The organism is Parasphingomonas zepuensis (genome assembly GCF_036663735.1).
GTDB lineage: Bacteria > Pseudomonadota > Alphaproteobacteria > Sphingomonadales > Sphingomonadaceae > Sphingomonas.
Genome location: NZ_JAXOJO010000002.1, coordinates 312,975 through 331,717 on the forward strand (window position 1 = coordinate 312,975; position 18,743 = coordinate 331,717).

Sequence of the window (18,743 nt, forward strand, 5' to 3'; positions counted from 1 at the left end):
CTGTGGGCTGACGTCGCCAGGATGGCGGGATCGATCAGGTCCGGTTGTAAGCCACGGAATCTCTGGCATAGCGCTGCAGCGGGTGCCCGAGGAGATTGGATGAAGACCGGAATTCTGGCCTGCGTGCTGGCCATGCTCCTGCCCTCGGTGGCGCAGGCGCGCTCTTCGCAGTGGTGGTATGTCGCGCAGGCTGCGGACAGGGTGTTGTTCATCGACGTTCAGTCGATCGAGAGGGATGGCGACAAGGTCCGGTATCAGGCCAGCCAAATCCTGCGCGCGCCGGACGACCCCGCCGCCTCCATCACTGCTTACATGATCACGGATTGCCGCAAACGCACCGAGACCTGGGACATGGTCCTGCGTTACGGCGCCGATGACGAACGGCTCGACAAGGCGGGCCTCAGCTACGCCGAGTCCGATCCCGTCACGCCCGGATCCCTGGGCGAGGCGCAACTGGAGTTCGTCTGCGCAGCCGATATCACCAAGACCGGCGGTTTCCCGCTGGCGATCGACCAGGTCGCCTTTGCCGAAGCGTTGATCGCCGACACCAGGGCATCGGTGAGCCCGGCCGACCACCATGAACGCATGCGTGCGGACCCGAGCGTGCCCGTTATCCGCTCCACCGCGCCCGCCCCGGATAGCTTCGGCACGCCGCAGACCATCACTACGGGGCACGCCGTCGTTCCGCCGCGCGACTATGGCAAAGGCGTGCAGATCCCCGACAGCAGGAACTACGACTCGGCCGAGAGCGGCAGGATCTACGACATCGCCTATGAGGGGATCAGGGCCGGGGAGTTGGTCTTCGACCTGCGCGGCTACAGCATCGATGATCTCGCGCACGCCAGCAGCGGCCAGACCATGCGCTTCCCGGTTTCGCAGAAGACAATCCGCATCCGCGACATCGAGATCCAGGTTCTGAAAGCTACGCCGCTAAACCTGAGCTTCCGCGCGCGCCGCACGTCCGGAGAAGCGGACGACCAGCCCTTCGTCTGCGCGGACCCGGCCTGTACTTCGCGATGACGGCGGGATGATCCGCTCCCTCGGTACGGACGGGACTAGAGCGGAACGACTTTAGCTAGATCCGTTCGTTTCGAGCGAAGTCGAAACATTGGTTGAGGGCTGCTTGGCGGTTTCTCGACTTCGCTCGAAACGAACGGAGAGGGAAGACGATTCCACGCGATGTCATCTCGCTCTAGATGGGAGGGCGGTGAAAAGCGCCACATCGTCTGCACCGCTCCTGCACTGCGGGTCGCTATGCAGTCGGCATGACGTTTCGATTTCCGTACGCATTGGCGACCCTCGGGCTGTTCGCGGTCGAGGTCGCCATCGCGCTCTTTGTGCATGACCGCTTCGTCCGGCCGCACGTCGGCGATACCCTCGCGGTGGTGCTGGTCTATCTCGCCCTTCGCGCCGTCACCCGGTTGCCGCGCGTCGGCGCGGTCCTCGTGGCATTGGCGGTCGCCTGCGCGGTCGAGATCGGGCAGGCGTTCGATCTGGTCGATCGGCTCGGCCTGGGGGACAGCGCTCTTGCGCGCTGCCTGTTCGGTACCGGCTTCGATCCGTGGGATTTCCTCGCCTATCTGGCGGGCGCGGGGATCGCCTCCTTTTGCGATCCCCGCCGTTCGGCGGTTCACCAGATTCCAGAGCGCAGGAAAGTCGAAACGCCTCAATTCACCGCCCGTCACGGCTGGAGATAGACTGCGCTACCGGCCGAACACCTGAGCGGCAGCCCGTTCACACGGGGTTCCTGCCGTATCGAAAGGCTTGCCGGTGCGAGAGGTGCAAACCACCATCATGAGATTTTCACCGACAGCCCCGGTAAATTGATACATGAAAATTCTCGGTGATAGCTGGGCTTTCGATTTGAGGATCTTGTGCCTCCCCATGGTGACGACGGTGGTCGACACGACCAGCGCGGTTACCGGGATGGACGCGTCCCGCTTGCGAATGGCGTCTGCGAGGACTTCATGGATTCCGATATCATATTCGCGGATGAAATCTGCGTTGAAGTCTGTTGGAAATCCGGCCGCGGGTCCGGAAGCGCGCTGTTCGACCACCACATCGGCTTGTCCGTTCGCGACAGGCAGTGGTTTCGCCTGGATGGCAGCTGAACATTGGCCGAGTGCCAGCAGCGCTATCACTGCAAGCGCGACGCCAACCGGCCAGCGAACGGGCGTGCCGTCACCCCGCTTTCGCGCCAGGCGTTTGCCGAAATACACGCCCAGCGCCAGGATGCCGCCATAGATCACGATGTAAGCGATGCTGACGCCGACCAGATGGCCCGCGTCGAATGCCGTTGAATGAGTCATGTAGGCCCTAAATCGATGTAAAGTAACGGGTTAGCACATATCGACAGGGAATCCCCCCGCGTTGTTGCGCGTCACTTCTCTCTTGTAGCGCGATCCCCATCAGAAACGGCGACAAGGGGGCTTCGTTTGGCCGGGCAAGAATAACGATGTCCCGACTCGGTCAATCCGGCTTGGCCGGGCTCACTGCAGAACGGCGGCGATCCGGTCTGCCAGCCGCGCCGCCACCTCGTCCTTGGGCAGCCTTTCCCAGCTTTCCACGCCGTCCGCGGTGATTAGGTGGATGGCGTTGGCCGTGCCGCCCATCACGTCGCCCGACACGTCGTTGGCGACGATCCAGTCGACGCCCTTGCGCTGGCGCTTGGCGGTGGCGTGCTCGATGACATGCTCGGTCTCGGCGGCGAAGCCGATCAGCAGCCCGGGCCGGTCCGGGCTCCTGGCGAGGCCGGCGAGGATATCGGGATTCTCGATCAGGTGCAGCACCGGCGGGATCACACCTTTCTTGATCTTCTGCCCGGTGCCGTCGACGCGCCAGTCGGCCACCGCGGCGACCATCACCGCCGCATCGGCCGGCAGCGCTCGGGTCACGGCCTGCGCCATCTCCACCGCCGTCTCGACGTCGATCCGCTCCACCCCGGCCGGCGTCGGCAGGGTCACCGGCCCCGCCACCAGCGTTACGCGCGCGCCCAGCTTGGCCAATGCGCCCGCGATGGCGAAGCCCTGCCGGCCCGAAGATCGGTTGGCGAGATAGCGCACCGGATCGATCGGCTCGTGAGTCGGCCCGGCCGTGACCAGGATGTGCTTGCCCGCCAGAGTCACGGATCAACTCGCCAGCGCGCGCTGGATCGCGGCCAGGATCGCGTCGGGCTCGGGCAGTCGGCCGGCGCCATATTCGCCGCAGGCCATCGGGCCCTCGTCGGGCTCGATCACGGTCACCCCGTCGCCGCGCAGCGTGGCGACGTTGCGGCGGGTCGCGGCATGGCCCCACATGCGCACGTTCATCGCGGGCGCGGCCAGCACCGGCTTGTCGGTCGCCAGCAGCACGGTCGTGGCGAGATCGTCGGCAATGCCGGCCGCCATCTTCGCCAGCAGGTCGGCGGTGGCCGGCGCGATCACGATCAGGTCGGCTTCGCGGCTCAGCTGGATATGGCCCATCTCGGCCTCGTCCTTCAGGTCCCACAGGGTGGTGAACACCTGGTTCTCGGAGAGCGCGGCAAGCGTCATCGGCGTGACGAAATGCGCGCCGCCCGCCGTGAGCACGCAGCGCACTTCGATCCCGGCCTTGCGGCACAGGCGGATTAGCTCGCAGGCCTTGTAGGCGGCGATGCCGCCGCCGACGATCAGCAGGATCTTCATCGTACCAGCCTCGTCACGACGATCCGCCGCTTGTGCATCGCGGCCGCGATCAGGTCGCGCAGCGCATCGGGCACGAAGGCCAGGCCGATCAGGATGGTGGGGGCGATCATCAGCCCCCAATAGAAGGTGTCGGCGCGCCCGAACAGGCTCAGCAGCGCGGCATAGCCGGCGAAGACGGTGAAGGCGCGCAGCGCCAGCGCGTTATTCCACGCGGCCCAGCCGAACAGCGAGAAGCCGACGAACAAGGCGGCAAGCCACATCGGCGCAAGGCTGAGCGCGGTCGACAGCACCATGGTCTTCACGAAGAAGCCGAAGCCGAGCATGCCCGCCCAGCCGGGCGAAACCGGGTCGGTCGGCCGCACGACCAGGCCGACGGCATAGGCATGGCAGGCAAGCACGACCGCGAACGCGGCGATCGCGACACCCCAGCCGACTGCTTCGCGACGGTGTCCCTCGGCCAGCGCCAGGACCAGCATGATCCCGACATAGAGTCCCGCGGTCTCGCGGATCAGCATTGCGATCAGTCCGAACGCCACTGCCTCGACCCAGCGGTCCTCGCGGCGCAGCGCGAGCGACAGCGCGATCAGCAGCCCGGCCCAGATCTCGTGGAAACTCGCCAGCGTCGGCTGGACGAACGCCATCATGCCGCCCGCCAGCAGCACCATCGCGATGCCGAGCGGCGGCGGACGGGCAAAGGCCGGGCGGAGCCGGATGAACCAGGCGAGCAGAACCGCCGTCACCAGCGCGAACAGCAGAACGACGGTAGCGATCGGCGGCAGGGAGGCTTGCAGCGTCGCCAGCGTCGGCAGGCGGAAAGTGACGAACGGCCGCAGCGGATAATTGCCGCTGCGCAGCGCCTGTGCCGTCACTGCATAATATTCGCCGCCGCCGCGCAGGCCCGCGACGATGCGTTCGTACAGGATCACGTCGGCCTCGTCCTCGGCGCGCTCGGCCGGATCATGGCTGGCCGGCGGCGGGCCGGCGCTGACGATCGCGGTCAGGCTGGCGAGCAGCAGGACCGCAAGCAGCGCGAGCGCGATCCGCGCGGTCGAGCGCTTCAGCCCGGCGAAGCGGGTCGGGCCCGTCAGCCACAACGGAACGAGCGCACGCGCCATCGCTACTTCGACCCCTCGCTTTCAAGGGCGCCGCCTGACGGAAGGGGGGGCATCATCCCACCACCAGCCAGGTCGCCGCGACGGCGATCGCCGCGCTCGCCAGCGCGACGGCCGCATAGCGCCAGCCGCCGCCGATCCGCACCACTTCGATGTCGCGTAGCGGGGGATCGGGCGGCGCGCCGCCCGGCGCCGGATAGCGCAGCTCGATATTGCGAATCAGGTCGGGCAGCCGCGCCAGCGTGCGCAGGTCGGTGATGATGCGGTCGGCGACCGCCGCCTCCGGGCCAAGCTCGGTGCGGATCCATTCGCGCACGAACGGCGCGGCCGAATCCCACAGGTTGATGTCGGGGTCGAGGCTCGTGGCCACGCCTTCCACCATCACCATCGTCTTTTGCAGCAGCAGCAGATGCGGCTGAGTCTGCATGTCGAAATCGCGGGTGATGTTGAACAGCCCGTCGAGCATCATGCCGATCGACATGTCCTTCACCGCCAGCCCGCGCATCGGCTCGCCCACCGCGCGGAGCGCCGTCGCGAATTCGGCGACATTGTGGTGCGCCGGCACATAGCCCGCCTCGAAATGAATCTCGGCCACGCGTTTGTAGTTGCCGGTGATCAGTCCGTAGAGGATCTCCGCCAGCCACACCCGCGCGCGCCGGTCGATCCGGCCCATGATGCCGAAATCGATCGCCGCGATCCGGCCGTCGGGCAAGGCGAACAAATTGCCCTGGTGCATGTCTGCATGGAAGAATCCCTCGGCGATCGCCTGGCGTAAAAACGCATGCACCAGCGTGTTCGCCAGCCTGGGCAGGTCATATCCAGCCTCGACGAGCGCAGCGCGGTCGGAAATCTTGATCCCGTCGACCCAGGCGATGGTCAGGGCCCGGGTCGTCGTGCGCTGCCAGTCGATCGCGGGCACGACGAAATCGGGCTGAGCCTCCATGGCCTCGGCCAACTCCGACGCCGATGCCGCCTCGCGCCGCAGGTCGAGTTCGCGCGCGGTCCAGCGTTTGAAGGTTTCGATCACCAGGCGAGGACGCAGCCGCGACAGCTCGCCCCCGAACCCCTCGATCTGCGCCGCGGCCCATTGATAGGTATCGATCGCGCGGGCGAATTCTTCCTCGACGCCGGGGCGCAGCACCTTGACCGCGACATGGCGGCCGTCGGTGGTGATGGCGCTGTGTACCTGAGCGATCGAGGCGGCGCCCACCGGCACGGGATCGATCGAGGCGAATAGATCCTCCGGCGGCCGGCCGAAGGCGCGCGTCATCGCTGCGTAGATCGTCTCATAGGGCAGGGGTGGCAGCGAATCCTGCAGGCGCATCAGGTCCTTCGCCGCTGCGTCGCCGACGATGTCGGGGCGCGTCGCCAGCGTCTGGCCGAGCTTGACCGCGGCCGGCCCGATCGCCTGCAGCGCCTCGGCATAGGCCGGTGTCTTCGGCACGCGCGCGCCGAACCGGGCGATCCGGATGATCCGGCGGATGCGCGGCGGCGTGTTCGGATCGCGCTCGATCCCGCCCAGCGCCCCATGTCGCGCCAGGATGCGACCCCATTTCAGGAGCCGCCAGAGGTGCACGGCGGGAGCGGTCATCTTCCTGTTCCCCGGCCGGGAAACGGGAGCGAAGGTTGCCGTAACGAGGCGCTGCGCTCAGCCAAAGCCCGTCGCGGAACTGGGCCCCGGCCTCCGCCGGGGAACAGGCTGAGCATCAAATCTTCCAGCCGCTATGGATCGCGACCAGTCCGCCCAGCATCGGCTCGACCTTGGTCTGCACGAAGCCGGCCTCGCCGATCATCCGCTCGAAGGTCGGCATGTCGGGGAAGCGGCGGATCGATTCGATCAGATAGCGATAGCTGTCGCCGTCCTGCGCCAGCAATTGCCCGACCTTCGGCACGATCTTGTGCGAATAGCTGTCGTAGATCTCGGCGAAGCCCGGCCAGAGCGTGGTCGAGAATTCCAGGCAGAAGAAGCGGCCGCCGCGCCGGAGCACGCGGTGCGCCTCGCGGAGTGCCTTGGGGATGTCGGTCACGTTCCGGATGCCGAAGGCGATCGTGTAAGCGTCGAAGAAGCGGTCGGGAAAGGCCAGGATCTCGGCATTGGCCTCGGTCCACACCAGCCCGTCGATCCCGCGCTTCTGCGCGCGCTCCATGCCCACTTCGAGCATCTGTGGATTGATATCGGCGACGGTCACCGCGGCGCCGGATGCGGCCAGCCGGAAGGCAATGTCGCCGGTGCCGCCGGCCATGTCGAGGATCTGTTCGCCCCCGCGCGGTTTCACCCGCCGCACGAAGCGGTCCTTCCACAGCCGGTGCATGCCGCCCGACATGGCGTCGTTCATGATGTCGTAGCGCGAAGCCACGCTGGAGAAGACCCCGCCGACCCGGCGCGTCTTCTCGTCGGGGGCCACATCTTCGTAGCCGAAGGAAACCGTGTCGTTCATGAGGTGGCTCTAGGGTCCCCGGCCCTTTCCCGCAACGGTCGTGAAGGGCCCATGGGGGTGCGCTGGTCGTTCCGCCGGTGGCGCCGCGGTGCCCGGGCTTGTGGCGTCGGCAAACCAACCTTAGCGCTATGCTGGTCATGCCAGAGCTTCCCGAAGTCGAAACCACCGTCAACGGCCTTCGCCCCGTGCTGCAGGATCAGCGGATCACGCTGGTCCAGCTGCGCCGCGCCGATCTCCGCCGGCCATTCCCCGCCGATCTCGGCCAGCGCCTCACCGGCGCGACAGTGACGGGGCTCGGGCGGCGCGCCAAATACGGCCTGATCGATACCGATCGCGGCGATACGATGATCTTCCACCTCGGCATGTCGGGCCGCTGGCGAGTGGATCCATCGGAGATGCTGCCGCACGATCATCTGATCCTGGAAACGGCCGGCCACCGGCTCGCGCTCAACGATGCCCGTCGATTCGGTTCGGTCGATCTCATCCCCACCGAATCGCTCGCCGCCTGGCCGCCATTCGTCGCGCTTGGGCCGGAACCGCTCGGCCCGGATTTCACGGCATCCTATCTGCTGAAAGCGCTCGACGGGCGAATCGCGTCGATCAAGCTGATGCTGCTCGATCAGCGAATCGTCGCCGGGCTCGGCAACATCTATGTGTGCGAGGCGCTCTACCTCGCCGGCATCGCGCCGATGCGTCCGGCCGGCCAGGTCTCTCTGCCCCGGCTGAAACGTCTCGTCGAAGCGGTGCGCACCGTGCTCGATGCAGCGATCGAAGCCGGCGGATCGTCGCTGCGCGACTATGCCCGGCCCGATGGAGAACTCGGCTATTTTTCGAAGCAATGGCGCGTCTATGGCCGGGAAGGGGAGCCGTGCGAGGGCGGGGGCAAGGTGGAGCGTTATACCGAAGGCGGGCGTTCGACCTTCTGGTGCCCGAAAAGCCAGCGTTGAGCGGTTGACCGACTCACCGTTGATGAGTAAGAGGCGCGCTTTCCGGGGCCGCGAGCTTTGCCGTTCGCGCCCTTTCTTTATTTCAGATCAGAGGGCTTCATGGCGAACACGCCACAGGCGAAAAAGCGAATTCGGCGCAACGCACGTCGCGCTGAAGTTAACGGTAACCGGGTTGGCCGTATCCGGACCTTCGTGAAGAAGGCCGAAGCCGCGCTGGCGTCGGGCGACAAGGATGCGGCTGCCGCTGCAGTGCTGCAGATGCAGCCTGAACTGGCCAAGGGCGTTGCGAAGGGTGTGCTCCACAAGAACACTGCCTCGCGCAAGTTCTCGCGCCTCACCAAGCGGCTTAGCGCGCTCGCCTGATCTCGACTGATCGGTCGGAACAACGACCCGCCGGACCATTCCGGCGGGTTTTTTGTCGTGTGTGCTGCAGTCATGCTGCATCGCGACAGATTTTGCTGCACCCCGGACAGTCGATCGGGTCTGCTCCATACCCGAATCGTGAAAAGTCAGGAGTCACCGCGATTCGCGGCCGATGGGTGGCTACTGCGGCAGTACTTTTCTAACCTTTTCAGGTGCTTGTTAGATTTTCGACGGGAATCCTTGGCTGCTTCCGAGTCAATCCCGTTTATTTCGATTTTGTTACGTGTCTGGGTATTGCCCGACTCGGTTCGATCTTCATAATCGACCTTCGCCGCGCAGACGTTTCCGTCTCGCGACCTTATTTGAGACCTTCGAAGTCAGCGGACCGTGATTCCGGCTGGGGGGAGGCTTGTCTGTTTTGAATCAGGCGGGCCGGGACGATGCGTCCTGGTTCCGTGGAGAAGGATTGGGTGTTGGCGGGTACGGTAACCGGAGAGTCGGTTCGGCTGAGTGACGCTGCCAGGGCATGGGGCACGGTGCGTGGGCATCTGCGGGAGTCTGCTGGCGCGCGTTTGTTCGATCAATGGCTGAAGCCGATCGAGCTGATCGATGGCTCGGAGGGCGATACGATTCGGCTGGCGCTGCCGTCCGCCTTCATGACCAACTGGGTCCGCAATCATTATGCGGACCGGCTGTTCCAGGAATTCCGGGCGATCATGCCCGGCGTCTGCACCGTCTCGATCGAGACTCGCGCTGCCAGGGCGGCGCCTGCCGTGCTGGTCGCCGAGCCGCTCGTCGCCGCTCCAGGCGTGGCCACGCCCGACGTGGCCCCATCGGTGTCGGCGCGCCCGGCGCTCGATCCGCGCTTCACCTTCGATCGCTTCGTCGTCGATTCGTCCAACCGCGTCGCCTTCAACGCAGCGCGAGCGCTGGCCGAGCCGGGCAAGCCGCGGTTCAGCCCGCTGTTCCTCCACAGCGGCACCGGCCAGGGCAAGACGCATCTGATGCATGCCGTCGGGGCGGCCTATCTCCAGGCCTGCCCGGACGCGAACGTGATCGTGATGTCGGCCGAACGCTTCATGTTCGAGTTCGTCCAGGCGCTCCGCGCGCGGGACACGCACAGCTTCAAGGCGCGGCTGCGCGCCACCGATCTGCTGATGATCGACGATCTCCAGTTCATCGCTGGCAAGGACGCGACTCAGGAAGAATTCTTCCACACCGTCAATGAAGTGATGGCGATGGGCAAGCGGCTGGTGATCAGCGCCGATCGCTGCCCGCAGGGGCTCGACGGGGTCGAGGTGCGGATCACGTCGCGGCTTTCGGTCGGCCTGGTCGCCGATATCAAGGCGCCCGATCTCGCGCTGCGCCGCGCCGTGCTCGATCGCAAGCTCGCCGACATGCCCGAGGCAAAGGTGCCGGCTGAGGTGCTCGATCTGCTGGCGACGCGCATCACCGCGAACATCCGTGATCTCGAAGGGTCGCTCAACCGGCTGGTCGCCTATGCGCAGCTCACCGGCGAGCCGATCGATCTTGAGTTCGCCGTGGCGACGCTCGGCGAAGTGCTGCGCGGTGCCGAGCGGCGCGTGACGATCGACGAGATCCAGCGCGCGGTGTCGGCGCATTTCGAGCTGAAGCCGGTCGATCTCGTCTCCGCGCGCCGCGCAGTGGTCGTGGCCCGTCCGCGGCAGATCGCCATGTACCTCGCCAAGCGCCTGACCACTCGCTCGCTGCCCGAGATCGGCCGCAAGTTCGGCGGCCGCGATCACTCCACCGTGATCCACGCCGTCCGCCGCATCGAGGATCTCCGCGACAAGGACCGCGAAATCGACGGCGCCGTCCGCACGCTGCTGCGCGAACTCGAGGGCTGACCGTCCCTTTAAGCCCCTCCCCATCAGGGGAGGGGTTGGGGTGGGGCAAGAAAAAAGGCGGGCTCGATGCCCGCCTTTTTTATATTTTGGCTGTAACGTCTTGAAAGACGCTACTTTTTCTCAGGCGCAATCGTGATCTTCACCGTCTCGCCCGAATTGCCGGGGAAGCCCGTGAACATCGCCTCGACCAGCCGCGGGACGAGATAGGGCAGGTCGTCGTTGCGCGACTGGGCCTTGGCGGTTCCTTCGAACACGCTCTTGCCGGTGTCGGCGCGGTCGATCCGCAGGTCGAGTTCGCTGGTGTAGATGGTGAAGCTAGACACGTCATTGTCGAACAGGAACGGGTCGTTGAAGCCGAAGGCGAAGCGGCTGCGGCCATAATAGCCGAACCGCCCATAGCCGCCGCCATAGCGACCGAAGCCAGGGCCGAAGCCGCCATAGCCGCCACCGAAGCCCGGGCTGCTGACGACCTTCTCGCGGCCCTTGTCGACGCCGTAGCCGATCTTGACGATCAGGTCGGCGCGGCCGTTGTCGGGCGCCGGCTGATAGCCCTGCTGCGCCAGCTTGGCCGAGACGATCTGCGCATATTGGTTGAATTCGATCCCGCCATCGAGCCGCGGATCGGCCGCCCGCACCACGAAGCTCTGCCCCGCCGCCGGCGGCAGCTGCTGGAACCGCGAGACCTTGGCGTTGAACGGCGTGGCGCAACCGCCCAGCGCGAGCAGCGCGGCGGCGGCGACGAAAGGAAGCATCTTCATTGGCTTGGCGACCTTGGTATCGAGGAAAAGCGCAAAACTTCAAACAGTTGTAATTGTGCTGCAGCCGTTATGAATAGCGCTTGAACGAACCGATGCAAAGCCCGGATTATACGCTCCCGTGTACGGAAACTAAACGTGCAGCCCAACCGCCCGCTGCGCCCCTGCCAGTGTCGGCGCCGCCAGCTCGGCGGCCCGCGCCGCGCCCTTGGCCAGCGTCGCGCTCACCGCGGCCCGGTCGTCGAGCAACGCCGTCAGCCGCTCGCGGATCGGCGCCAGCGTCGCCACCGCCAGATCGGCCAGCGCCGGCTTGAACGCGCCGAAGCCCTTGCCGCCATATTCGGCCATCACTGCGTCGGTCGAAATCCCCGCCAGCGCCGAATAGATGGTGACGAGGTTCCGCGCCTCCGGCCGCTCCGCCAGCTCGGCGAAGGTCGCGGGCAGGGGCTCGGCGTCCGTCTTCGCCTTTTTCAGCTTCTGCACGATCAGCTCGTCGCGATCGATCAGGTTGATGCGCGATCCGTCCGACGGATCGGATTTCGACATCTTCGCGCTGCCGTCGCGCAGGCTCATGATCCGCGGCGCTGCCTTGGAGATGAACGGCTCGGGCAGGGTGAACAGCTCGACGCCGTAGTCATTGTTGAACTTGGTCGCCACGTCGCGGGCCAACTCCAGATGCTGCTTCTGGTCGTCGCCGACCGGCACATGCGTCGCCTGGTAGAGCAGCACGTCGGCCGCCTGCAGCACCGGGTAGGTGAACAGGTCGACGCTCTGCGATTCGCCGCTCTTCCCGGCCTTGTCCTTCCACTGGGTCATGCGGTTGAGCCAGCCCATCCGCGCCGTGCCGCCCAGGATCCAGGCAAGCTCGCTATGTGCCGGCACGCGCGCCTGGTTGAACAGGATCGCGCGCTCGGGATCGATGCCGCAGGCCAGCAGCGTCGCCGTCATCTCGATCGAGTTGGCCGTGAGCTCGGCGGCGACGACCGGCTGGGACAGGGCGTGCAGGTCGGCGAGGAAGAACAGGCAATCCTCGCCCGGCCCCATCGCATCCTGCATCGCGACCCATTGCTTGATCGCCCCCAGATAGTTGCCGAGATGGAGATTGCCGGTGGGCTGGATGCCGGAGACGACGCGCATGATGTTCTCGTGTCAGGGGGCGCGTTTGCGCCGCAGGAAGGCCAGATCGGCGCGCGTGAAGGCGCCGAGGACGAAGGTGGCGATCGCATAGACGATGGAGCCGGCGCCGACCAGCGCCAGCATCGCGCCCGTCCGGATCTCCCAGCTGCCATGGATATAGGGCGTCAGCAGTCCCTCGAGCAGCCAAAGGATGATGCCCATCGCCACCGCCGCCAAGGCGAGCCGCCAGGCGCGGTTGCGCAACCGCCGGTCGGGCTCGAAATGGCCGCGCAGGCGCAACGTGCGATACAGCAGGAAGACATTGACGGTCGAGGCGAGGGCGGTCGCGAGCGGCGGCCCCATATGCTGGAGCGGCACGATGAAGGCGAGGTTGAGCACCAGGTTCACGCCCATGCTGATCGTGGCATACCGCACCGGGGTCCGCGTATCCGAGCGCGCATAATAGCCGGGCGTCAGCACCTTCACGAGGATGTAGCTTGGCAGGCCGATCGAGAAGGCCGCCAGCGCCTGCGATGTGAAATAAGTGTCCTGCGCGCTGAACTTGCCATGTTCGAACAGCGCGGCGACGATCGGTCCGCCGCACAGCACCAGCGCCACCGTCGCGGGCAGGGTGAGCAGCAGCGCCAGCTCCATGCCGCGGTTCTGCGATTCCATCGCGGCCTTATTCTCACCCGCGGCGAGCTGGCGGGAGATCAGCGGGAGTAGCACGGTGCCGAGCCCGATGCCGATCAGGCCGAGCGGCAACTGGTTCACCCGGTCCGCAGTATAGATATAGGTCACCGATCCGTGCGGCAGCAGCGATGCAGCCAGCGCGGTCGAGACGACGAGGTTGATCTGCACCGCTCCTGCGCCCGCGGCCGCCGGCCAGATGAGGCGCATCAGCTGCTTCACGTCGGGGTTGAGCCGCGGCAGCTTGATCCGCAGCCGCACACCGTTGGTCCAGCAGGCATGAATCAGCCATAGCAACTGCAGCGCCCCGGATATGGTGACCGCAATCGCCTGGTTGCGGGCCGTCACATAGGGATCATGGTTGTGGTAGAACAGCAATGCCACGATCAGCGTCAGGTTCAGCAGGATCGGCGCTGCGGCATTGACCCAGAATTTGTGCAGCGAATTGAGGATGCCGCCCAGCAGCGACACCAGGCTGATCAGCATCAGATAGGGAAAGGTATAGCGTGACAGCTCGACCGCGAAGGCGAACTGGTCGTTGCTGATGCCGTTGAACTTGCCCGAAAGCGCCAGCGTCACCGGCCAGGCGAAGATCTCGACCAGGATCGTCATCACTATCAGGATCGGCAGCAGAACCGACAGCGCGTCTTCGGCAAAAGCCACGCCCGCCGGCAGGCCCGGTCCGTCCTTGTCGCCGACCTTGCGGTTGAACATCGGAATGAACGCCGCGGAGAAGGCCCCTTCGGCGAATAGCGCGCGGAACAGGTTGGGCAGGCGAAACGCGACCAGGAAAGCGTCGGACGCGAAGCCCGCGCCGACGAAGCGCACGAACAGCGAATCGCGCACGAGCCCCAGCACGCGGCTGGCGAGGGTGAGGCCACCCACCGATCCCAGCGCGCGCGTGAGGTTCATGTCAGCTGTCCCGCCGGCCCGAGGATCAGGCGGTGCCGATTTCCCCGGTCAGGCCTTGCTGCGCTGCTTCAGCCTGCTGCGCATAGATCGCGGCGAAATCGATCGGCTCGAGCAGCAGCGGCTGGAAGCCGCCGTCGCGAACCGCATCGGCCAGCACGCGGCGGGCGAACGGGAAGATCAGGCGCGGTGCCTCGGCGAGCAGGAAGGGCTGGATATGCTCTTCCGGGATATTGCGCAGGCCGAACAGCCCGGCATAGGTCAACTCGACGATGAAGGCGACCTGGCCGCCGGTCTCGGCCCGAACGTCGACGCGGAGCACGACTTCATGGACGTCCTCGGCAACCTGCGCGGTGCCGATGTTGAACTGGACGTCGATCTGCGGCGAGCCCTGCACCTGGAAGATCGCCGGCGCGTTCGGGTTCTCGAACGACAGGTCTTTCACATATTGCGAGATCAGGCCCACCGCAGGGGCGGTGTCGGCGCCGTTGGGAAGGGGCTCGTTGCCCGTGATGATGCCCTCGTCCTGCTCGTCCATCGAAAGTCCATTCCTTGAAGATCGAAATATCGGCCTCACCCAGGTGGCGTGCCAGCGACCGCGCGCCTAGCAGGGGGCGGCGGGCAGTTCAACGGCTGCTGCTTGTGCCATTTGAATCGTTCGTGCGTTGCGCCTATGTAGATGATTAGCCGATAGTGGAGGCAAGGTGTTCGTTGTAGTTCTTCTCGCGATGGTCGCCGGGTTTCTGGCGTTGCGTCTGTATATGGTTCTGGGCAAGCGGACGGGTCATGAGCAGGTCCTGCCCAAGCCCGCGGAGGAGCGTGCGCCGGTAACGTCGCTGCCCCGCCCGATTGAGGTGGTGCAGGAATCGCGCGAGATTGCGAACCGCAATATCGATCCGCGCGCCGAGGCTGGGCTCCGTGCCATTGCTGCGGCTGAGCCGGCTTTCGATGTTGGCCAGTTTCTTGAGGGCGCTCAGGGCGCCTATCGCATGATCCTCGAGGCCTTCTGGAAGGGCGACGAGGAGTCGCTGGCCTGGCTGGTCGAGGACGAAGTGCGAGAATCCTTTGCTGAAGCGATCGTCGCGCGTCGCGATGCCGGCCATGTGCTGGACAATCGTCTCGTCTCGATCGAGCGCGCGATGATCTCCGATGCATCGGTCGATGGTCGTCAGGCGCGGATCACTGTGCGCTTCGACGCCGATATCGCCGCCGTCACCCGCGATGCCGAGGATAATCTCGTCTCCGGTTCGATGAGCGATGCGGTCGAGACGCATGACGTGTGGACCTTCGCGCGCACGCTGAAGAGCAGCGATCCGAACTGGAAGCTCGCCGACACCGACGAGGCGTGATGCGCGCTCGCCGCGGCGGGATCGTCGCGCTCGCCCTGTCATTGAGTGCCTGCGGCGGCGGTGCGCTTCTGCCTCCCGCTGTACCTTCGAGCCACGCCGTTCCTCTCGTGCCGGCGACTCCACTTCCGCCCGTTGCCGCGGTAACCGTTCCGGGCACTGCGACTGCGGCGAAAGCCGGGCTGGTCGCTGGCCCGCCAATCGCTTCCCTCCCGCTGAGCGAGACTCGGGCCGCCTTGGCGCTGGCGGCCTTTCGCATCTCCTGCACGGCGCTACAGAGCCGTGTCGACCCCTCCGGTCTTACCCGCGGGAGCGACTGGCAACCTGCATGCGCCGCCGCGGCGGGCATTGGTGCCGGCGATGCGCGCGGCTTTTTCGTGCGATGGTTCGAATCCGTTCAGGTCGGCGACGGCAAGGCGTTCGCCACCGGCTATTACGAGCCTGAAATCGCCGGATCGCGGGATCGCCGACCCGGCTATGATGTGCCGGTCTATGCTCGTCCGGCCGATCTGATCGATGTCGATCTCAGCCAGTTCAGCGCCGATCTGAAGGGCAAGCGGATTCGCGGCCGAGTCGATGGGAGCAATTTCGTGCCCTATTTCGATCGAGCCACGATCGAGCAGGGGGCGCTGGCGGAGCGGGCGCGTGTCATTGCCTGGGCGGCGGATCCGATCGACCTGTTCTTTCTCGAAATCCAGGGTTCGGGGCGGCTGCGCCTGCCCGACGGCGCGGTGATGCGTATCGGCTATGATAGCCAGAATGGCCGCGACTATACCGGCATCGGCGCGCTGATGAAGGCGCGAGGGCTGCTCGCACCGGGCCAGACTTCGATGCAGGGCATCGTCGCCTGGCTGCGCAGCCATCCCGACGAGGGCCGCGAAATCATGCGCGAGAACAAGAGCTACGTCTTCTTTCGCGAACAGCAGAGCGCGCCGCTCGGGGCGCTCGGCCTGCCGGTCACCAGTGGCGTCAGCGCTGCCGCCGATCCCCGCTTCATGCCGCTCGGCGCGCCGGTCTTCCTGTCGATGGACCGCGCCGACGCAACCGGCCTGTGGGTGGCGCAGGATACCGGCGGCGCGATTCGGGGCAGCAATCGCTTTGATACCTTCTGGGGCGCCGGCGACGAGGCAAGCGCCACCGCGGGTGGAATGGCCGCGCGCGGAACGGCGTTCCTGCTCTTGCCGGTCGGCACGATGGCGCGGCTCACGGCGGAGAGGGTCGATGGCGGCGCGCCCGTTAACCCCTGACGAAGCCGCGCTCTGGACCAGGGTGATGGCAAGCGTGCGGCCTCTGGTTAAGCCCAAGGCCACGCCGAGGGCCGCGCCGGTCGCCCGGGCGGCCCCCGTCGCCGCGCCGGCAAAAGCCGTAACCAGGCCGTCCGCGCCGCCTGCCCGGACCGAGCCGAAAAAGGAGCCCGCCCGCCCGCTTCCGGGCACGACTCTCGATGGCAGCTGGGATCGCCAATTGTCGCGCGGCCTGGTCTCGCCCGACGACACGATCGATCTTCACGGCCATAATCTCGCCTCCGCCTATGCCCTGCTCGATTCAGCGCTCGATCGGTCGATCCGCGCCGGCGACCGGCTCATCCTGCTCGTGACCGGCAAACCGCCCCGCGCCGAGAGCGAGCGCCCGCATGCGCGCGGCGCGATCCGGGCGGCGGTGGGGGACTGGCTCGCGGGCTCGCGTCACGCCTCCGCGATTGCAGCGGTGCGCGGCGCGCATCCGCGCCATGGCGGCGCCGGGGCGCTTTACATCATCCTGCGCCGGCCACGACCTCAACGGAAATATTAACCTCTATCGGTAATGATACCTTCCGACGGACGGTTTTCGTCGTTGGGGAGTCTCCGGGATCGGGATGGACGGCGTATCGCTCAAGAGCCGTGCAATCGTCTTTGCGATGGGGGCGGGCGCGGTCGCGTTCATTCTTGCGCTGGCGGCAACCTCCAGCGGCCAGATCGGCATCGGCAACGTATCACGCGCACTGATCCCGGCGCTGGTCTGCGGCGCGATGTGCTGGGCATCGGCCGAGCGTTCGATCGCATCGACCGCCGCCGCGATCGATGCGGCGATCAGCCGCCTCGCACGCGCGGCGGAGGGCGACCTGGATAGCGATATCCCCGCTGAAATCGGGGAAAATGTCCCGCAACTTGCTCATGCGATGGACAGCCTGTTCCATCAACTGACCGCCAATATGGAAAGCGTACACCGGCTCGCGATGTTCGATCCGGTCACCTCGCTGCCCAACCGGACTCATTTTCGCCGGACCTGCGAGGGCGCGCTGAGCGATATGCCGTTCTCGGCCAGTGCTGCCCTGTTCTTCATCGATCTCGATCGCTTCAAGGCCGTCAACGACACGATGGGCCATGCGATGGGTGACATGTTGCTCGGCATGGTCGCCGACCGGCTGCGTGCCGTCGCAGCGGAGGTAACGCTGGAGACGGGCGTGCCGCAGCCGTTGATCGGGCGGCTGGGGGGCGACGAGTTTACCATTTTCTGTCCTGACGTCGGCGATCCGGACCAGGCGGAGCGGATCGCACGCGGGGTGTTGCTCGCGCTCGGCGAACCGTTCGACCTGCTCGGGCACGATATCGAGATCGGAGCCTCGGTCGGTATCGCGATCCGCCCGCAGCACGGCGCCAACCTTACCGATCTGATGCGCTCGGCCGATGCCGCGATGTACCACGCCAAGGTGAACGGGCGCGGCCGCGTGGAGCATTTCACTGAGCGGCTGGCCAGCCAGATCGCCCAGAGAGTCCAACTCGAGCGGGATTTGCGCCAGGCGATCGAGCAGGATCAGTTCGCGCTCGTTTTCCAACCGCAGGTCGCGATCTGGGGCGGCGAGATCGTTGCGGCCGAGGCGTTGCTACGGTGGCGGCATCCGGTCGATGGGATCAGGCTGCCTGGCACCTTCATCCAGCGCGCGGAGGAGACGGGACTGATCGTCGAGATCGGCGAATGGGTGATCGATACGGTCGCCGAGACGATCGCGCGCTGGGGGCGGATGGGTATAGAGCAGCGGCTCGCGATCAACGTCAGCCCGCGTCAGCTCGATCATGCCGGTTTCTTTACGCGCCTGCGCGATGCGATGCGCGTTTCGGAGGCGCCAGCCTGGCTGCTCGAGCTCGAGATTACCGAGACGCTCGCGATGCACTGCAGCGAGGAGGTGGTCGAAGCGATCGCGCAACTGCGCGCCGATGGCGCGACGATTGCCATCGACGATTTCGGCACCGGTTATTCCAATCTGGCGCGCTTGCGCGACCTGCCGGTCGACCGCGTCAAGCTCGACCGCAGCCTGATCGAACATATCGTCGACAATGCCGAGGCGCGGACGATCGCGCATGCAGTCGTCGGCCTGATCCACGGCATCGGGTGCGAAGCGGTTGCCGAGGGCATCGAAAGCCAGGCCCAGGCCGATGTGATGCGCGTGATCGGCTGCGACGTGATCCAGGGCTATGCGATCGCTGCCCCCATGGACGAGCGTGCGTTCATCGCCTGGTCCCGGACTGAAGATCGCCAGAGGACCACCGGATAGGACTC

17 protein-coding genes and 1 pseudogene are annotated in these 18,743 nt (G+C 66.1%); 9 read left to right on the forward strand and 9 right to left on the reverse strand.

Going from position 1 to position 18,743, the window contains the following annotated elements; translation table 11 throughout:
* Positions 1–99: 99 nt before the first annotated feature.
* Together U1769_RS07920 and U1769_RS07925 are read left to right on the forward strand one after the other, a co-directional pair.
* Positions 100–1,020: a surface-adhesin E family protein gene (locus U1769_RS07920; RefSeq protein WP_332714475.1), complete on the forward strand. Its 921-nt coding sequence runs from the start codon at positions 100–102 to the stop codon at positions 1,018–1,020.
* A 245-nt stretch (positions 1,021–1,265) separates the two neighbouring features.
* On the forward strand, positions 1,266–1,697 hold the full coding sequence (locus tag U1769_RS07925; protein ID WP_332714477.1) for a ribosomal maturation YjgA family protein: 432 nt from the start codon (positions 1,266–1,268) through the stop codon (positions 1,695–1,697).
* Positions 1,698–1,703: 6 nt separating this feature from the next.
* Here U1769_RS07925 and U1769_RS07930 read toward each other — a convergent pair whose 3' ends face one another.
* The 5 genes and pseudogenes from U1769_RS07930 to U1769_RS07950 all read right to left on the reverse strand — a co-directional run bounded on the left by U1769_RS07930 (position 1,704) and on the right by U1769_RS07950 (position 7,212).
* Complete coding sequence (locus tag U1769_RS07930; RefSeq protein ID WP_332714479.1) at positions 1,704–2,309, reverse strand: hypothetical protein; 606 nt, start codon at positions 2,307–2,309, stop codon at positions 1,704–1,706.
* Positions 2,310–2,489: 180 nt separating this feature from the next.
* Positions 2,490–3,662: pseudogene (coaBC, locus tag U1769_RS07935) on the reverse strand (bifunctional phosphopantothenoylcysteine decarboxylase/phosphopantothenate--cysteine ligase CoaBC).
* Positions 3,659–4,777 (reverse strand): glycosyltransferase family protein, encoded by a 1,119-nt coding sequence (locus U1769_RS07940; protein ID WP_332714481.1) that lies wholly within the window; start codon positions 4,775–4,777, stop codon positions 3,659–3,661. The pseudogene coaBC and the gene U1769_RS07940 overlap by 4 nt, the downstream one beginning before the upstream one ends.
* A gap of 52 nt (positions 4,778–4,829) precedes the next feature.
* A complete protein-coding gene (gene ubiB, locus U1769_RS07945; protein WP_332714483.1) occupies positions 4,830–6,365 on the reverse strand; it encodes a 2-polyprenylphenol 6-hydroxylase in 1,536 nt (511 codons plus the stop codon).
* Positions 6,366–6,480: 115 nt separating this feature from the next.
* Complete coding sequence (locus U1769_RS07950) at positions 6,481–7,212, reverse strand: class I SAM-dependent methyltransferase (protein ID WP_332714485.1); 732 nt, start codon at positions 7,210–7,212, stop codon at positions 6,481–6,483.
* Positions 7,213–7,349: 137 nt separating this feature from the next.
* On the opposite strand from U1769_RS07950, the gene mutM reads away from it, so the two are divergent.
* From mutM to dnaA, 3 genes are all read left to right on the forward strand, one after another.
* Positions 7,350–8,159 carry a bifunctional DNA-formamidopyrimidine glycosylase/DNA-(apurinic or apyrimidinic site) lyase gene (gene mutM / locus U1769_RS07955; protein ID WP_332715754.1) on the forward strand — a complete coding sequence of 270 codons (810 nt, stop codon included), beginning with the start codon at positions 7,350–7,352 and terminating at the stop codon, positions 8,157–8,159.
* Between the two features lie 99 nt (positions 8,160–8,258).
* Positions 8,259–8,522: a 30S ribosomal protein S20 gene (gene rpsT / locus U1769_RS07960; RefSeq protein ID WP_332714487.1), complete on the forward strand. Its 264-nt coding sequence runs from the start codon at positions 8,259–8,261 to the stop codon at positions 8,520–8,522.
* Between the two features lie 440 nt (positions 8,523–8,962).
* Positions 8,963–10,390 carry a chromosomal replication initiator protein DnaA gene (gene dnaA / locus U1769_RS07965; RefSeq protein ID WP_443030269.1) on the forward strand — a complete coding sequence of 476 codons (1,428 nt, stop codon included), beginning with the start codon at positions 8,963–8,965 and terminating at the stop codon, positions 10,388–10,390.
* Between the two features lie 110 nt (positions 10,391–10,500).
* On the opposite strand, the gene U1769_RS07970 is transcribed toward dnaA, so the two are convergent.
* From U1769_RS07970 to secB, 4 genes are all read right to left on the reverse strand, one after another.
* Positions 10,501–11,148 (reverse strand): DUF4136 domain-containing protein, encoded by a 648-nt coding sequence (locus U1769_RS07970; RefSeq protein ID WP_332714491.1) that lies wholly within the window; start codon positions 11,146–11,148, stop codon positions 10,501–10,503.
* A gap of 129 nt (positions 11,149–11,277) precedes the next feature.
* Complete coding sequence (gene trpS / locus U1769_RS07975) at positions 11,278–12,282, reverse strand: tryptophan--tRNA ligase (protein ID WP_332714493.1); 1,005 nt, start codon at positions 12,280–12,282, stop codon at positions 11,278–11,280.
* 12 nt (positions 12,283–12,294) lie between these two features.
* Complete coding sequence (murJ, locus tag U1769_RS07980) at positions 12,295–13,863, reverse strand: murein biosynthesis integral membrane protein MurJ (RefSeq protein WP_332714495.1); 1,569 nt, start codon at positions 13,861–13,863, stop codon at positions 12,295–12,297.
* Between the two features lie 25 nt (positions 13,864–13,888).
* The gene (gene secB / locus U1769_RS07985) at positions 13,889–14,398 is read right to left on the reverse strand and encodes a protein-export chaperone SecB (protein ID WP_332714497.1); all 510 of its coding nucleotides are present in this window, start codon (positions 14,396–14,398) and stop codon (positions 13,889–13,891) included.
* Positions 14,399–14,564: 166 nt separating this feature from the next.
* On the opposite strand from secB, the gene U1769_RS07990 reads away from it, so the two are divergent.
* From U1769_RS07990 to U1769_RS08005, 4 genes are all read left to right on the forward strand, one after another.
* Positions 14,565–15,209, forward strand: coding sequence for a Tim44/TimA family putative adaptor protein (locus tag U1769_RS07990; protein ID WP_332714499.1), 645 nt, complete (start codon positions 14,565–14,567; stop codon positions 15,207–15,209).
* Positions 15,209–16,453 carry a murein transglycosylase A gene (gene mltA, locus U1769_RS07995; RefSeq protein WP_332714501.1) on the forward strand — a complete coding sequence of 415 codons (1,245 nt, stop codon included), beginning with the start codon at positions 15,209–15,211 and terminating at the stop codon, positions 16,451–16,453. The genes U1769_RS07990 and mltA overlap by 1 nt, the downstream gene beginning before the upstream one ends.
* The gene (locus U1769_RS08000; RefSeq protein WP_332714503.1) at positions 16,428–16,997 is read left to right on the forward strand and encodes a Smr/MutS family protein; all 570 of its coding nucleotides are present in this window, start codon (positions 16,428–16,430) and stop codon (positions 16,995–16,997) included. The genes mltA and U1769_RS08000 overlap by 26 nt, the downstream gene beginning before the upstream one ends.
* A gap of 64 nt (positions 16,998–17,061) precedes the next feature.
* Positions 17,062–18,738 (forward strand): putative bifunctional diguanylate cyclase/phosphodiesterase, encoded by a 1,677-nt coding sequence (locus U1769_RS08005; protein WP_332714505.1) that lies wholly within the window; start codon positions 17,062–17,064, stop codon positions 18,736–18,738.
* Positions 18,739–18,743: the final 5 nt, after the last annotated feature.

Coding starts and splice junctions, on each gene's coding strand:
- mutM (WP_332715754.1), top strand. CDS start 7,350: ATGCCAGAGCTTCCCGAAGTCGAAACCACCGTCAACGGCCTTCGCCCC.
- mltA (WP_332714501.1), top strand. CDS start 15,209: ATGCGCGCTCGCCGCGGCGGGATCGTCGCGCTCGCCCTGTCATTGAGT.
- trpS (WP_332714493.1), bottom strand. CDS start 12,282: ATGCGCGTCGTCTCCGGCATCCAGCCCACCGGCAATCTCCATCTCGGC.
- U1769_RS07925 (WP_332714477.1), top strand. CDS start 1,266: ATGACGTTTCGATTTCCGTACGCATTGGCGACCCTCGGGCTGTTCGCG.
- dnaA (WP_443030269.1), top strand. CDS start 8,963: ATGCGTCCTGGTTCCGTGGAGAAGGATTGGGTGTTGGCGGGTACGGTA.
- U1769_RS08005 (WP_332714505.1), top strand. CDS start 17,062: ATGGACGGCGTATCGCTCAAGAGCCGTGCAATCGTCTTTGCGATGGGG.
- secB (WP_332714497.1), bottom strand. CDS start 14,398: ATGGACGAGCAGGACGAGGGCATCATCACGGGCAACGAGCCCCTTCCC.
- U1769_RS07970 (WP_332714491.1), bottom strand. CDS start 11,148: ATGAAGATGCTTCCTTTCGTCGCCGCCGCCGCGCTGCTCGCGCTGGGC.
- U1769_RS07930 (WP_332714479.1), bottom strand. CDS start 2,309: ATGACTCATTCAACGGCATTCGACGCGGGCCATCTGGTCGGCGTCAGC.
- ubiB (WP_332714483.1), bottom strand. CDS start 6,365: ATGACCGCTCCCGCCGTGCACCTCTGGCGGCTCCTGAAATGGGGTCGC.
- U1769_RS07940 (WP_332714481.1), bottom strand. CDS start 4,777: ATGGCGCGTGCGCTCGTTCCGTTGTGGCTGACGGGCCCGACCCGCTTC.
- murJ (WP_332714495.1), bottom strand. CDS start 13,863: ATGAACCTCACGCGCGCGCTGGGATCGGTGGGTGGCCTCACCCTCGCC.
- U1769_RS07950 (WP_332714485.1), bottom strand. CDS start 7,212: ATGAACGACACGGTTTCCTTCGGCTACGAAGATGTGGCCCCCGACGAG.
- rpsT (WP_332714487.1), top strand. CDS start 8,259: ATGGCGAACACGCCACAGGCGAAAAAGCGAATTCGGCGCAACGCACGT.
- U1769_RS08000 (WP_332714503.1), top strand. CDS start 16,428: ATGGCGGCGCGCCCGTTAACCCCTGACGAAGCCGCGCTCTGGACCAGG.
- U1769_RS07920 (WP_332714475.1), top strand. CDS start 100: ATGAAGACCGGAATTCTGGCCTGCGTGCTGGCCATGCTCCTGCCCTCG.